Annotated in this window: 12 protein-coding genes; 1 reads left to right on the top strand and 11 read right to left on the bottom strand. The window is 36.7% G+C overall.

Going from position 1 to position 13,982, the window contains the following annotated elements:
• Window positions 1-638 (top strand): SGNH/GDSL hydrolase family protein (locus P9X27_03945; protein MDP8253535.1); only part of this gene is annotated, 638 nt, incomplete at its 5' end.
• A gap of 6 nt (window positions 639-644) precedes the next feature.
• On the opposite strand, the gene nadC is transcribed toward P9X27_03945, so the two are convergent.
• The 11 genes from nadC to P9X27_03890 all read right to left on the bottom strand — a co-directional run bounded on the left by nadC (window position 645) and on the right by P9X27_03890 (window position 13,895).
• Complete coding sequence (gene nadC / locus P9X27_03940; protein MDP8253534.1) at window positions 645-1,496, bottom strand: carboxylating nicotinate-nucleotide diphosphorylase; 852 nt, start codon at window positions 1,494-1,496, stop codon at window positions 645-647.
• A complete protein-coding gene (locus tag P9X27_03935) occupies window positions 1,493-4,249 on the bottom strand; it encodes a valine--tRNA ligase (GenBank protein MDP8253533.1) in 2,757 nt (918 codons plus the stop codon). The genes nadC and P9X27_03935 overlap by 4 nt, the downstream gene beginning before the upstream one ends.
• A gap of 4 nt (window positions 4,250-4,253) precedes the next feature.
• Window positions 4,254-5,837, bottom strand: coding sequence for a citramalate synthase (gene cimA / locus P9X27_03930; GenBank protein MDP8253532.1), 1,584 nt, complete (start codon window positions 5,835-5,837; stop codon window positions 4,254-4,256).
• A gap of 7 nt (window positions 5,838-5,844) precedes the next feature.
• Complete coding sequence (locus P9X27_03925; protein ID MDP8253531.1) at window positions 5,845-7,080, bottom strand: aspartate kinase; 1,236 nt, start codon at window positions 7,078-7,080, stop codon at window positions 5,845-5,847.
• Between the two features lie 212 nt (window positions 7,081-7,292).
• Window positions 7,293-8,480, bottom strand: a complete 1,188-nt coding sequence (locus P9X27_03920) for a cofactor-independent phosphoglycerate mutase (protein ID MDP8253530.1) — start codon at window positions 8,478-8,480, stop codon at window positions 7,293-7,295.
• A gap of 97 nt (window positions 8,481-8,577) precedes the next feature.
• Window positions 8,578-9,225, bottom strand: coding sequence for a TonB family protein (locus P9X27_03915; protein ID MDP8253529.1), 648 nt, complete (start codon window positions 9,223-9,225; stop codon window positions 8,578-8,580).
• A complete protein-coding gene (gene recO / locus P9X27_03910) occupies window positions 9,222-9,974 on the bottom strand; it encodes a DNA repair protein RecO (GenBank protein MDP8253528.1) in 753 nt (250 codons plus the stop codon). Before recO ends, P9X27_03915 begins: the two co-directional genes overlap by 4 nt.
• Window positions 9,967-10,587, bottom strand: a complete 621-nt coding sequence (locus P9X27_03905; protein MDP8253527.1) for a DUF502 domain-containing protein — start codon at window positions 10,585-10,587, stop codon at window positions 9,967-9,969. The genes recO and P9X27_03905 overlap by 8 nt, the downstream gene beginning before the upstream one ends.
• A 2-nt stretch (window positions 10,588-10,589) precedes the next feature.
• Window positions 10,590-11,291 carry a diacylglycerol kinase gene (locus P9X27_03900; GenBank protein MDP8253526.1) on the bottom strand — a complete coding sequence of 234 codons (702 nt, stop codon included), beginning with the start codon at window positions 11,289-11,291 and terminating at the stop codon, window positions 10,590-10,592.
• The gene (ybeY, locus tag P9X27_03895; GenBank protein ID MDP8253525.1) at window positions 11,288-11,710 is read right to left on the bottom strand and encodes an rRNA maturation RNase YbeY; all 423 of its coding nucleotides are present in this window, start codon (window positions 11,708-11,710) and stop codon (window positions 11,288-11,290) included. Before ybeY ends, P9X27_03900 begins: the two co-directional genes overlap by 4 nt.
• Window positions 11,691-13,895 (bottom strand): HDIG domain-containing protein, encoded by a 2,205-nt coding sequence (locus P9X27_03890; GenBank protein MDP8253524.1) that lies wholly within the window; start codon window positions 13,893-13,895, stop codon window positions 11,691-11,693. Before P9X27_03890 ends, ybeY begins: the two co-directional genes overlap by 20 nt.
• Window positions 13,896-13,982: the final 87 nt, after the last annotated feature.

Genomic DNA, 13,982 nt, shown 5'->3' with positions numbered 1-13,982 from the left:
TAAACAGTTCCGATATTAAAAAAGAATTTAAAATATTTAATTTCGGCTATCCAGGATATTCTTCTCTTCAAGGATTGCTTTTCCTAAAAAAATATATAGCACAACTTAAACCCGATTGCGTTATTGTCTGGTTTGGAGCTAACGACAGATGCTTTGCCCCTTTTTATAGTGATAAAGAATTTTATACCAGAAATAATAAAAATTTAAAGATAACCAAAATTCATAATTTTCTCTATAATAATCTAAAATTTTATCGTTTAGTGAGAAATATCAATTTAAATTACTTTAGAAAAATAGTGGATAAAAGTTTTAACAACCCTGCAGAAAGAAATTATACTAAAATAAGAGTATCTCGATCAGACTTTTTAAAAAATCTACAGGAAATAAAAGAAATGTGTTTAAAGAATAACAGCCGTGTAATTTTTATTGAATACTGTTGGTATATAAATGATAATCTAAACCGTTATGAAAGAAATAACCCAATTAAACCATATATTAAACTTTATGATGTCTATCAAGCTGGAGAAGATAAAATACACAATTACTTCTTAGACCAGGTTCATCCTTCAAAATTAGGACATCAACTAATCGCCCAAAAACTAAGCAAAGAAATAGAACAATTGATATTGCGAAAATAAAATACTTTAATTGACTTCTAAGGAAAAATCTACAATGGGCGCAGAATGAGTAATACGGCCAAGAGAGATTCTATCTATTCCTAAGCTTAATACTTTCTTTAGTTTATCAAAATCTATATTGCCTGAAATTTCAACCTCAAACAGCCTCTTCTTAAGCATCTTTAAAGCTGTCTCAATATCATCAGGCTTCCAATTATCTAACATTACAACATCAGGATTTACCTGCATTGCCTGTCTCCACTCCCCTAAAGTATGGACTTCAAGCACTAATGCTCTGTGAGGATATTTTTTCTTCAATCTCTTCACCATCTGAATAATATAATCATCTTTAAGATATTCTTTTTGAAAAATATTAATATGATTATCTTTAATCATCATAGAACCGGATAAATCAAAACGATGGTTATAACCTCCGCCTATTTTAACTGCATATTTCTCTAATCCTCTTAAGCCAGGAGTGGTCTTTCTGGTATCATAAATCTTTATCTTTCTTTGTTTAACAAGCTTAACAAATGTATTAGTAAATGTTGCGACGCCAGATAAGTGTGATAAAAAGTTAAGTGCAGCACGCTCAGCGGCTAAAATAGTTCCTGCCCTAGCTTCTAAATGTGTAATTTTATATCCTTTCTTAAAACACATACCGTCTTTAAACTCACTCGACCACTTTACCTCACCGCAAGCTTTAAATACCTCTTTAAATACATCAAACCCGCAAAGTATTCCATCTTGCTGAGTTAAAAGAGCAGCTTTTATTTTTAAATCTTTAACACCTAAACCAAAAGTAGTAAAGTCGTGCTTTACGCTGTCTTCTTGAAGCGCCTGCGCAATCAGAGTTTTAACATCAGGAGTAATCTTCATAAATTGTTCATTATTACAACAAGATCTTTAAGGTGGTCCTTTAAAGACTCTTCTTTCTGTTTCGTTTTTAAAACAACTTCCGGATTGGCCCTATTTAAAAAATCTTTATTTTCAAGTTTTTTCTGGACTTGATTTAATTCTATTTCTAACCCTTCCTCTCTCTTCTCTAACCTCTTCTTTTCTTTTTCCAAATCAATTACGCCCTCCAGCAGTACGTATATATTTAATCCGCCTGCTGTGCCAAATGCAGAATGAGCTGGGCGATCGATATCTTGATTAAAAATCTCTAAATTAGATACCTGCGCAAGAGGCGTAAGGTAATCACTGTGCTTTTTAAAATCGGCCAGCAATCTCTCTCTTCCTCCTGCAAGTACAAGAGTTGTCTTTTTAGACGGAGGAACATTCAGCTCCGAACGAATATTACGGATGCATTGAATGACTGCGATTATATCTTCCATTGCATCTTTGCTTTCCTTATCTTTAAATTGCTCAACCTCTTTAGACCAAGGCATAAGCATTAAACTATCTGCATTCTGAAACTCTAACCCCATCGCCTTATACGACTTGGTTAAATACGACTTTAATTTCTGCCAAATATCTTCGCTGATAAAAGGCATAAAAGGATGCAAGAGACGTAAGAAATTATCCAACACAAAAATTAGTACAACAGAAGCTCTGTTTTTAGCATCTCTGTTTTTAGCATAAAGATCTTTCTTCTCTAACTCAATATACCAATCGCAAAACTGATGCCAAAAAAACTCATACAACAAATTTGCCGCTTCATTAAAACTATACTCTTCTAAAGCCTTATCTATTTTTGATATTAAATCATTGAGGCTGTTAAGAATCCATTTATCAAAAAGAGAGTAATCTTCTATTTTAAAACCTTCATCTAAATCATCTAGATTTGATATTAAAAACCTTGCCGCATTCCAGATTTTATTGGTAAAATTGCGACCGAAAATAAATTTGTCTTTAGATAAAAATACATCCTGTCCAACTGAAGTAATCGAAATTAGGCTGAACCTCAAAGCGTCAGCCCCATATTCATCTATAATCTCTAAAGGATCAATTACATTACCTAAAGACTTGGACATCTTCCTACCCTTTTCATCTCTAACAGTACCGTGAATATAGACATCGGAAAATGGAGCCTGACCTACAAATTCAAGTCCCGCCATAACCATACGTGCAACCCAAAAAAACAGTATCTCTTGTGCTGTAACTAAAGTCGAGGTAGGATAGAAATAATCCAAATCACTTAAATCTCGACTTTTACCAGCCTGCTGTTCCCCTTCAGCAATATTTGGCCAGCCCATAGTAGAAAATGGCCAGAGCCAAGAAGAAAACCATGTATCTAAAACATCTTGATCTTGATAAATATCGCTACCGCTACATTCAGGGCAACTCTTAGGTTTATCCCGAGAAACAATTATACCTTTAATATTTTCGCTATCCTCAGAGCCTAAGCTGCTTAAAACCTCGGTCTGCTTATAGCAATCTCTGCAATAATATACAGGGATTCTATGTCCCCACCATATCTGACGGGATATACACCAGTCACGAATGCTCTCCATCCAATGAAGATAGACCTTCTCCCAACGAGGAGGAAAGAATTTAACCTCTTTATTTTTTACAACCTTGATGGCTTCTTTTGCCAAAGGCTTCATTTTAACAAACCACTGCCAAGATATATAGGGCTCTACCACAGTGTCACAACGATAACAGTGGCCTATTGAATTTATATAAGGCTCTATCTTTTCAACTAGATCCTGTTTTTCTAAATCTTCTATTATTTTCTCCCGAGCAGCAAATCTATCCATCCCCTTGTATTTGACTGCATTTTCATTCATTACACCGCCTTCATCCATAACAACAATGGGCTTAAGTCCATGCCTCATTGCGATCTCAAAATCATTTTCATCATGAGCAGGGGTAATTTTTACTGCCCCGGTACCGAACTCAGGATCTACAATATCATCCCAAACAAGCTCAAGCTCTCTATTTAAAATGGGCAGAACAACTCTCTTGCTCTTTAAGAATTCAAACCTTTCATCGCTTGGATGAACCGCTATAGCAACATCACCAAGCATTGTTTCAGGACGGGTTGTAGCAACTGTTACAAACTTGCCCTCTTCATCCAACACAGGATACTTTAAATAATAGAGAAATCCTTCCCGCTCTTGATGTTCCACCTCTTCATCGGAAAGTGCAGTCTTGCAACGCGGACACCAATTAATAATATAGCGACCGCGATAGACTAGACCTTTATCATAAAGCCTTATAAACGCTTCCAGTACAGCATCTGATAGGCCTTCATCCATCGTAAAGCGCTCTCTACTCCAATCGCAAGATGCTCCCAAACGCCTAAGCTGCTTTACTATGGTAGAACCATATTTTTGGCGCCATTTCCAAACACGATCCACAAAACCCTCTCTCCCTAAATCATCCCTGCTTAAATCTTCTTTTGCCAGTTGTTTCTCAACAACATTCTGAGTGGCTATTCCGGCATGATCAGTACCCGGGATCCAAAGAGAAGCATATCCCTGCATTCTTTTATATCTTATTAATATATCCTGAATGGTGCTATTGAGCGCATGCCCCATATGTAAGATACCAGTAACATTGGGAGGAGGAATTACAATCGAGTAGGGTTTTTTATTTCTATCAACTGAAGCCTTAAAGAAGCCACTGCTTTCCCAAAACTCATACCATTTCTGCTCTATCTCTTTAGAGTCATAGCGAGGCTCCATCAATTTATATCCTACCCCTCTTACGTTCTTTCATTAGCTTATACTCAACACTATCCAATAGAGCCTTCCAGCTAGCTTCAACAATATTCTCAGATACTCCTATTGTATTCCAGCTGCTCTCTCTATCTTGAGACTGTATTAAAACCCGGACTTTAGCAGCAGAACCGTCTTTTTCATCCAAAACTCTTACCTTAAAATCTGAGAGCCTCATCTCAGCCAATACAGGGTAGAACCGATTTAAAGCTTTCCTTAAGGCCGAATCCAATGCATTTACCGGGCCATCACCTTTTGCAACCGTATATTCTTTTTTACTATTAACCTTAAGCTTGATAGTCGCCTCTGAAACAATCTCATCTTTATTCTCTTGTTCAACTACGACTCGGAACCCCTCTAAAGTAAAGAACTTTTTGAATTTCTTAAGATGTTTATTCAAAAGCAGCTCAAAGGAGCCTTCAGCAGCTTCAAAATGATAACCTTCATGCTCCAAGCCCTGAAGGAGCTTATGCAGCTTTCCGGTAACATTCTTATCTTTTTGAAGCTCATATCCATACTCTTGAGCTTTTAAAACCAGCGAAGATTTACCTGATAATTCTGAGACCAAAAGCTCTCTTCTGTTGCCAACTAACTCCGGATCTACATGTTCATAAGTACTAGACTCTTTCATGACAGCATTGATATGGACCCCGCCTTTGTGAGCAAATGCACTAGAGCCAACATAGGGTTGATTTTCAAATTGCTTCATATTCGAGATATCAGATACAAAACGAGATATCTCTGTAAGGTGTTTAATTTTAGAATCTGGAATACAATTTAATTTTAATTTCAGTTTTATGTTTGGAATTAAAGAACAGATATCTGCATTGCCGCATCTCTCACCATAACCGTTTATAGTCCCCTGAACATTGGTAACACCCTCCTCAACTGCCACTATAGAGTTTGCTACTGCCATGCCAGAGTCATTATGTACATGAATACCTAAATCAATGTCTAGCTCACTCCTTACATCTATCACTATATCTCTAACCCAGCTTGGAATCATACCACCATTAGTGTCACAGAGAACCAAGCAGTCAGCTCCTGCTGATCTTGCTACTCTTAAACTCTCTAAAGCATAATCTCTATTAGCTCTATAGCCGTCAAAGAAATGCTCAGCATCAAAAAAAACAAAACAACCCTTCTTCTTTAAGAAAGACACAGAATCAAAAATCATATCCAAATTTTCATTTAAAGATACTTTAAAGACCTTGCTTACATGCAAGTCCCAGCTCTTACCAAAGATGGCTATATTTTTAACTTCTGACTTTAAAAGTGCCTTCAAATTATTATCAACGCTAGCTTTTATTTTAGCTCTTCTTGTAGAACCAAAAGCAACTAACTGGGAGTTCTTAATTTTTAACTTTTTAGCCTTTTTAAAATAATCTATATCCTTAGGGTTAGAGCCGGGCCAACCTCCCTCAATAAAATGAACACCTAAATCGTCTAACTTTTCAGTTATAGACAATTTGTCCTTTACAGCAAAAGAGACTCCTGGTGTCTGCGCACCATCCCGTAAAGTAGTATCGTATATCTTAACAACTCTTTTCTTCATCTTTAAATCACCTCTTTATATTATGCAATTTAAACACTCTATGTAATATTCTTACTGCCTCATCAGCATGCTTTACGTTTATAACACATGAAATCTTTATCTCCGAAGTAGATATCATCTCTATATTTATCTTATTATCTGCAAGAGCCTGAAACATCTCTGCGGCTATGCCGGCATGGGATCTCATACCCACCCCAATAACTGATATTTTTGCAATTTTATTATCTACTGTCACCCCTGTTGATTTGATCTCAGAAGCAACGAGCTTAGCAATATCCACTGTCTTGGTCAAGTCAGTCTTAGGCACAGTAAAAGAGAGGTCGGTATACCCTTTGCGGCTTATATTCTGTACAATCATATCAACGTTTATATTTTCACCAGATATCCTCGAAAATATTAAAGCAGCAATTCCAGGCTTATCTGGAACATCACATATAGTAACTTTTGCTTCTTTTTTATCTATCGCTACACCTGAAACATAGATATCTTCCATACCTTTTACCTCCCCCATGATCATTGTTCCTTCTCCCCTAGAAGAGCTGGAACGAACATGTATCTTAACGTTATTTTTTTTAGCAAATTCAATAGAGCGAGCCTGCATAACTTGAGCACCAAGCGATGCCATTTCAAGCATCTCATCATAGCATATCTTAGATATTTTTTTAGCCTCTTTAACTATTCTAGGATCTGCTGTGTAGACACCCTTAACGTCAGTATATATCTCGCATACGTCGGCATTAAGACTCTTAGTAAGAGCAACTGCAGTCAAATCGCTTCCTCCTCTGCCAAGAGTTGTGATATCCATATTAAGATTAACGCCTTGGAATCCCGCAACAACTACGATTTTGTCTTTCTTAAGCTCGCTTTTTATTCTATCAGCATTTATCTTTACAATCCTTGCTTTGGTAAACACACCATCGGTTATAATTCCAACCTGGAAACCAGTAAAAGATATAGCCTTAAAGCCCATATCATGTATGGCCATAGTAAGAAGAGCCGATGAAACCTGCTCTCCGGTTGAGATCAACATATCAAACTCCCTCTCTTGAGGGTGTTTTGTAATTTTAGCTGCAAGGCTTATCAGCTCATCTGTTGTATCACCTAAAGCAGAGACTACAGATACCACGCTAAACCCTCTCTTCTTATAGGCTACAATATTCCTAGCGACTCTTTTGATCTTTTCAACAGTAGCCACCGAAGAACCGCCGTATTTTTGCACAATAATCTCTTTTTTCTTACCCATATTTACACCGCTCTTTTTTTAAATATAAATCTCCCTTCCAATAAAACTAAACTTTCCAATAATACTAACATAATAGATATAATAGATAAAACAATATTTCTATCTCTTGCAAGCTAACTAAGCTTATAAAGCACAGCAAAGAGAGTTATTAGGAATACAGAGATAACCTAACATAGAAGCCGCAATTGAAACTGACAGCAATGTCAAACCGCTCATTTAAACAGGACCTCTCCTATTAACTTAGACCCTATATATTCAATAAGTGTTGCCTTGGAGTTTTTCTCATTAAAAGACTTTAACTTAATACCGCTCTTTATCCCCTTGCCGTAACAGATGAAAGCTACTGGTTCTTCAGTATGAGTGCGCAGATCAACAGGAGTAGCATGATCCGAAGATATCAAAATCCTGTAATCTCCACCCTTCTTAAGATAGTTATATATCGGACCAACAATATGACGGTCAAAAGACTCAATTGCCTTTATCTTCTCTCTTAAATCTCCGTTATGACCTGCCTCGTCTGTTGCTTCAAGGTGAACGCAGCAAAAATCATATCTCTTGAGATTCTCTATTGCATACTCTCCCTTGCCCGCATAATTTGTATCATAATACCCTGTCGCACCAGGAACCTTTACAACCTCTAGGCCCATCGATCTTGCCATGCCATTTACCAGATCAACCGCAGAAATAACAAAACCATTTACTCCATATTTTTTCTCAAAGCTCGGAAAACTAGGGCGCCTGCCCTGACCCCATAACCATATCATATTTGCAGGATTCTCGCCCAAATCCAGGCGAACTCTATTAACATCGTGAGAAGCTAAAAAATCCTGAGACTCCAGCATCATATCTCTTATAAGCTCCGAGTCTAATCCGCTAGGTAAAAATTTAGCAATCTCCTCTCCAATTATATCGTGAGGAGGTATCGTCTTAACCTCATCACCTATGCCTTCAGAGATTAAAAGATTTCTATAGCTTATACCGGTATAAAACTTGAATTTTTTACTACCGAATTTCTTATTTAAACCTTCTATCAAAACTTCTGTCTCTCTGTTGCTTATGTGAGAAGAAGAATAATCAATCATCTTCCCTTCTGCAACCGTTACAAAGTTAGATCTAAAAACAACTTGATTATCAGTGAGTTTCAACCCTAGATTTGCAGCCTCAAGCGGACCGCGGCCCGTATAGTATGATTTAGGATCATATCCAAGCATAGACATTATTGCTATATCACTGCCAGGTTTAAAACCACGCGGAACATTTCTAACCACACCGATTAAAGCCCCTCTCTGGGCCATATTATCAATATTGGGCGTATGTGCAACCTCTAAAGGCGTAGCTCCATCAAGCTCTTTTACAGGCCTATCATTCATCCCATCAGCAATAAGAAGTGCGTATTTCATGATTCTCTCCTAAATTTAAAACTATTCAAATCTACCATATTTAAAGATTGAAGTCAATTTTACCCCCAAATAGATTAAATTTAAATTAAATACTGCTTTAGTTACTTCCCAATGCAAACTCTATAGTTATGCTGAAGGTTATAATATTATTCTTAAGCTCCGGAGGAAAAGGAGGAAAAGGAGCAGCATGTTTTACGCTATCTAAAGCAGCGGCTCTCAAGGTCTTTTGGTTAGTTGACCTAATATCATCAATGGCCAATTTTTTAAGTAGACCCTTTGAATCAATTCCAAAGAGCACTGTGACAGCACCTCTACCCTTATTAGGCTTATAATAGAAGGCTTTCTTTTTAATCTCTTCTCTTATGGAACTATAGTATTCAATAAGAACAGCCGGGACCTCGCGGCCATCCATCTTCCCTGAAAGGCTTACGACTTCATCCTCTTCAATTAAATAAGAAGCTTGCTCATGCTCCTCCTCTGGGACAACATCATCTTTAAAGTCTTCGGAAGACTCCCGCTCTAAGTCCTCAGCTTTAGTATTTTCATCTTTTTTTGGAACTTCAACCTTTTGAATTTCAACTTTCTCTCTATTGGATATCTCATAAGAGACTACCACAGGCTCTGCCCCTAATGTTCTATTCTCATTGGGCTTGATAGAAAATATACCTCTCCAAGGAATTAGGAACGCAAAATGAAGCATAAACGAAATAAAGAAAGACCTTTTGATAATATTATCTCTGATCATCTATATACAGGCTCAGAGTTTAACTCACTCCAGCTTTTAGAGGTAAAGGATATGTGGTACTCTAAAAACTTAGCAATAATGTTTTCCAAATCCATCCTGACTTTGGGAGTAAATAGAAATCTTTTTATATTTACATAAGGCTCGTCTTTTAAAAAATTAATAGACTTAATAACTCCAGAGCTTATAGGAATTAAACCTCTTCTCACGCTGCCACACTTCGAACAGTATAAAACCCCTTCAGAGATTGAGAAATAACCCTTATATTCTATCTTTTTAGCACAACTGATACACTCGTTTATTTGAGGGCTAAAACCAGAGAATTTCAGTAATTTTATCAAAAAAGTATAAAAAACAATATCTGTCCTATTTACAGATATCTCGCTTAACAGAAAATCTATCAAACCATATATATCCTTGTTATCTTCATAAGGCTGCATAATATGGTTCAACAGCTCTATGGCTGAACATAGAGTGGAAAATTTGTTGTAATCTCTAATGCTATCCCAGTAGGAGTCTAGGAGGTAAAACTGAACAAAGAGGGCAAATTTTGATTTACGAGGATAGAAAACCACTTCGTAATTGGAAAATAGATCCAAAATACCATCATAGCGACCATAATCCTCTATCTTTCTTACGCCTTTTACTATTCCCTCGATTTTACCAAAATCATAGCTATATAGAGTAAGAAGCAGGCTTGTGTCGCGATATACTCTTCTATTGATTATAAAGGCTTTTGTCTTTTCAATCATCGGAGGATACAATTGCAGTTCCTGCCGAAATAACTACTCTCATGCCCTCTTCAACAGTCATATCAAGATATTTAATCTTTTCCTTGGGATAGTAAATTAACATACCACTTGTAGGATTGGGGGTTGTAGGTATGAAGATGGCAATGAGCTCAGATCCAACTGCTTCATTTAAAATCTTCTCTGCTTTAGCGGTCATAAATCCTATACAGAACCTTCCGTCAGAGGGATACTCGACAAAGACTACTTTTTTAAACACATTCCTACCTTCACCCATAACAGCATCGCTTATCTGTTTAATAGATTTATAAATCTTACCTACTATAGGGAATTTAAGAAAAAGATTTTCAAAAAAATTCAAAAATCTTCTGAAGAATAAAAAACTAACCAAAAATCCAAGAAAAGAGAGCAATAATACCAAGACTAGCACCAAGACCACCTTGACGATTATATCTATACCAGGGTAACTGAAATAATTTTGAACATAATTAAGAAACGGATCTAATAAAAGGCTATCGACAATTTCAAATAACCAAGTTAAAAACCAGAAGGTTACTATTAATGGCAAGACTGTAGCAATACCAGTCAAAAAATATTTTCTTACTCTTTTAGGCATCATTAGCCGCTAAATATCTGGAATATGGTTAGTGTCACTAAAAACCCTACCAAACCTCCAAGTGTTATCTCCCACAATGAGTGAATACCCTCTTTAACCCTACTGGATGCAATTATCACTGCCATGACAAATATCAATATTGAGAGTAATGCATTTGCCTCAAGCAATGTTACGATAGTCCAGATAGAGAAAGACATAGCAGCATGACCTGATGGAATACCGCCCCGAAGCGGAGTGCCTTTCTGGAAGAAAGTTTTACTTATTATGACTATAGCGCCTACTATAGCGAGAGTTAAAAATGTAATATACCAACTAGCCCCTCTTAGCCTATCAAAACCTCTAGGCATAGAAGTTTCCAAGTAAGGACTAATCAAGAGATAGATTACAAAAAACGATACTAGGCCCATAAACAGGACCGTACCTGCAAGCATATCTTTAATCTTACCCAACTTCTTATCATAATTCGGATGCACAAAATCAAGCACCATCTCAATGCAAGAATTAATCATTTCAGCAAAAAGTATAAGCCCAAGAGCCATGGCAAGAAAGAGCAGCTCCACTCTGCCTAATCCAAGAAAAACACCTCCTGCAAAAACAAGACTACTTATAAGAAGATGTAAGCGTACAGTTCTATGATCCTTGAAAACACCTATCAATCCTTCAACCGCATTATTTAGCCGCGCAGTAAAAGTTCTTTTTTTCATAGTATCTTCCCTAAAATATCGCTCTGCTTTTTAAACATTAAATCTTTTTGACCTTTCCTTATATCATTATATCCCAAAATATGCAATACCCCGTGAATTAAATAAGTTAAGAACTCCTCTTCGGGAGAGTTGTTATAGCAAGGAGCATTCTTAACAGCCATCTCTGAAGATATTACAATCTCTGCTTGAGGATCTCCGTTAGGATAAAAAAAGGCCAGCACGTCGGTAGTCTTATCTCTGTCTTTATAATTCTTGTTTAATATTCTCATATCTCTATCTGAGACTACCGCAATACTCCAAGAGAAACCCTTAGCTTCAGGCAAAACCTCTATTATTTTTTCAAAATAAGAAGCAATCTTATTCTTCTTTAAGGGTGCATCTATACTATGTACAACAATGTCAAAGTTCTTTTTTGCCATTAGGATATTCAATTCTCCCATGATGTACGCTAACACTTAGTCTAGTAAAAACATCCTCAATCTTATGCAGATCTTTAAAGGACAACTCACACTCATCAAGCTCACCCATAATAAATTTATTATTGATCACCTCTTTTACTAGGCCTTTTATGCGAGCAGAAGTCGGATCCTGGAGGCTTCTCGTCGCTGCTTCAGCAGTATCGGCTAAAGAGACTATTGCAACCTCTTTTGTTTGAGGCTTAGGACCCGGGTACCTAAACTGCTCTTCTTTTATATCCTGAGGAGATTTACCCTCCAAAGCCTTATGATAAAAATAATATACTAAAGAAGTCCCATGATGCTGTTCAATAAAATCCACTATTGCCGGAGGCAGCTTATATGACTGTGCAAGTTCTATACCTTTTTTAACATGGTTTATAATTATCAAACTACTCATAGAGGGAGAAAGCTTTTCATGTTTAGACTTATCTTTCTTCTCTAAAGATACATTCTCGGAGAAATATTCAGGTTTTTCCAACTTTCCAATATCATGAAAATAGGAACCGACTCTGGCTAAAAGAGGATTAGCTCCAACTGATTCCGCAGCCTGTTCAGCAAAGCTGCTCACAACAAGAGCATGATGGTATGTCCCAGGAGATTTTACTAAAAGTTCTTTTAATAATGGGTGATTTAAATCTGAGTACTCTAGAAGGCTTATGTTGGTTATGATTTTAAAGATGTGCTCCAAGATAGGCAATAATCCCAATGTAAAGAAAGCCGCCAAGATTCCGCTTGATACGGCCATCAAGCCTTCTCTCAAAAGAATATTATTATCCATACCAAAGGCTAGCCCCAGTCCAAATAGAGCAACAAACTGAGCACCCGAGACAACTATCCCAGCTTTAAGGAGCTGATGACGGTTACGGATATCCTTCATGGCCATAGTGCCGGCAAGGGAACCAATTAGAAAACATACCGCAGGTACTATATTATCCCCTATTATGATGCCGCTTATAATAGCGACAAAGATTGAGACTTTTACTGCAACAGGAAAAGAGACCAGAACAGCTATTAACATAGGCCCCATTGCAACAGGGATGATATAACTAGGCAACGGAGAGAGCACCACTCCTTTAGAGATAGCTACTGTAATCAAAATGACCAAGGAAACTAAAATTAATTGAGAAACATTTTGATAAAACTTGGGATTAAAGTACTTATAAGAGATGGTGATTAGAGAAAGAAAGAGCAGGGAGAATATAAAGACTCCTAAGGCTACGGGAAATTTTTTATCTTCGGACTTACTGCTAATCTCTCTGAGCTTAATCAGATCCTCTTTATTTATATGTCTGCCTTTTGAAAGAATGCTCTCATTCTTTTTAATATATTTACGTATATATACATCTTCTACGCTCTTCTCTGCTCTTTTTCTAAACACCTCTGTCTCTTCTTCAGAGAATACTATATTGGGCTCCAAGTTCCAAAATATTAGACCTATTACCAATTCTTTATTCTTAAACTTGAATACCCTATTAAACTCTGAAGAAAGAATATCTCTGGCCTTACTTAAAGTAACTATTTGCAAACTATCTCTGGGGAGCTGAGCATAATCACTTCCGGACTTTACATAGAGGTGCTTAGCTTCTGACAAAATAAATCTTGAAAAATCAGAGTCAGAAATAATATAGCTATTCTTGTAGAACTCTTCCAACTGTTCAGATATATCTTTTAAAACCAAATCTAGGTTATACTCTTTTAGAGCACGGAGATCTTTAAAATCTAGACCCTGAGGCATAAGAGGTATCAGCTCTTCAGGTAAGTATAAATTTTCTCCTTCGATAAAAACAGACGGCGTATAATCAAATATTTTTTTAATCTTATCTAAGACGACCAGAGACACGCCTTCATCAAGAGAATAGGCCTCTCCTAAATTTAACCTAGCCCTCTCTTTTGCTGCTTCTGTTTTATTCTTATCTATACCGACGCTGTAATTAAAGCTAAAGGGAGCAAATACATTTCTTAAGGCTATATCGCCCTCCCTTAGATTAAGCTGGGACACCTCTCCGCCCAGATGGTATATTACGGTGATTAAAAATGCAGTGCTAAGTATTATTAAAGGCCGAACAAAAAATTTTAAATTCAAGGAGTCTCTGGTTCCTTTTCGTTTACGAAGTCTCAGTATCTTCTTTCTCTCTCTTACTTTCATAAGCCTTTAATATCTAAGCCTAATTCTCTTAATCAATTTAACATTACCATCAAAACGACTGCCAAGAGTTTGGATAATCTTATCTTC

Source organism: Candidatus Kaelpia aquatica, from assembly GCA_030765335.1.
GTDB classification, from domain to species: domain Bacteria; phylum Omnitrophota; class Gorgyraeia; order Kaelpiales; family Kaelpiaceae; genus Kaelpia; species Kaelpia aquatica.
Note: the sequence above shows the minus strand (reverse complement) of the source record. Positions and strands in the feature narration are given on the sequence as shown.

Bases quoted from the DNA above. Each gene is read 5' to 3' on its own strand.
- ybeY (MDP8253525.1), bottom strand. From the start codon at position 11,710: ATGGCAAAAAAGAACTTTGACATTGTTGTACATAGTATAGATGCACCC.
- P9X27_03925 (MDP8253531.1), bottom strand. From the start codon at position 7,080: ATGGGTAAGAAAAAAGAGATTATTGTGCAAAAATACGGCGGTTCTTCG.
- P9X27_03920 (MDP8253530.1), bottom strand. From the start codon at position 8,480: ATGAAATACGCACTTCTTATTGCTGATGGGATGAATGATAGGCCTGTA.
- recO (MDP8253528.1), bottom strand. From the start codon at position 9,974: ATGATTGAAAAGACAAAAGCCTTTATAATCAATAGAAGAGTATATCGC.
- cimA (MDP8253532.1), bottom strand. From the start codon at position 5,837: ATGAAGAAAAGAGTTGTTAAGATATACGATACTACTTTACGGGATGGT.
- P9X27_03890 (MDP8253524.1), bottom strand. From the start codon at position 13,895: ATGAAAGTAAGAGAGAGAAAGAAGATACTGAGACTTCGTAAACGAAAA.
- P9X27_03935 (MDP8253533.1), bottom strand. From the start codon at position 4,249: ATGGAGCCTCGCTATGACTCTAAAGAGATAGAGCAGAAATGGTATGAG.
- P9X27_03915 (MDP8253529.1), bottom strand. From the start codon at position 9,225: ATGATCAGAGATAATATTATCAAAAGGTCTTTCTTTATTTCGTTTATG.
- P9X27_03905 (MDP8253527.1), bottom strand. From the start codon at position 10,587: ATGCCTAAAAGAGTAAGAAAATATTTTTTGACTGGTATTGCTACAGTC.
- nadC (MDP8253534.1), bottom strand. From the start codon at position 1,496: ATGAAGATTACTCCTGATGTTAAAACTCTGATTGCGCAGGCGCTTCAA.
- P9X27_03900 (MDP8253526.1), bottom strand. From the start codon at position 11,291: ATGAAAAAAAGAACTTTTACTGCGCGGCTAAATAATGCGGTTGAAGGA.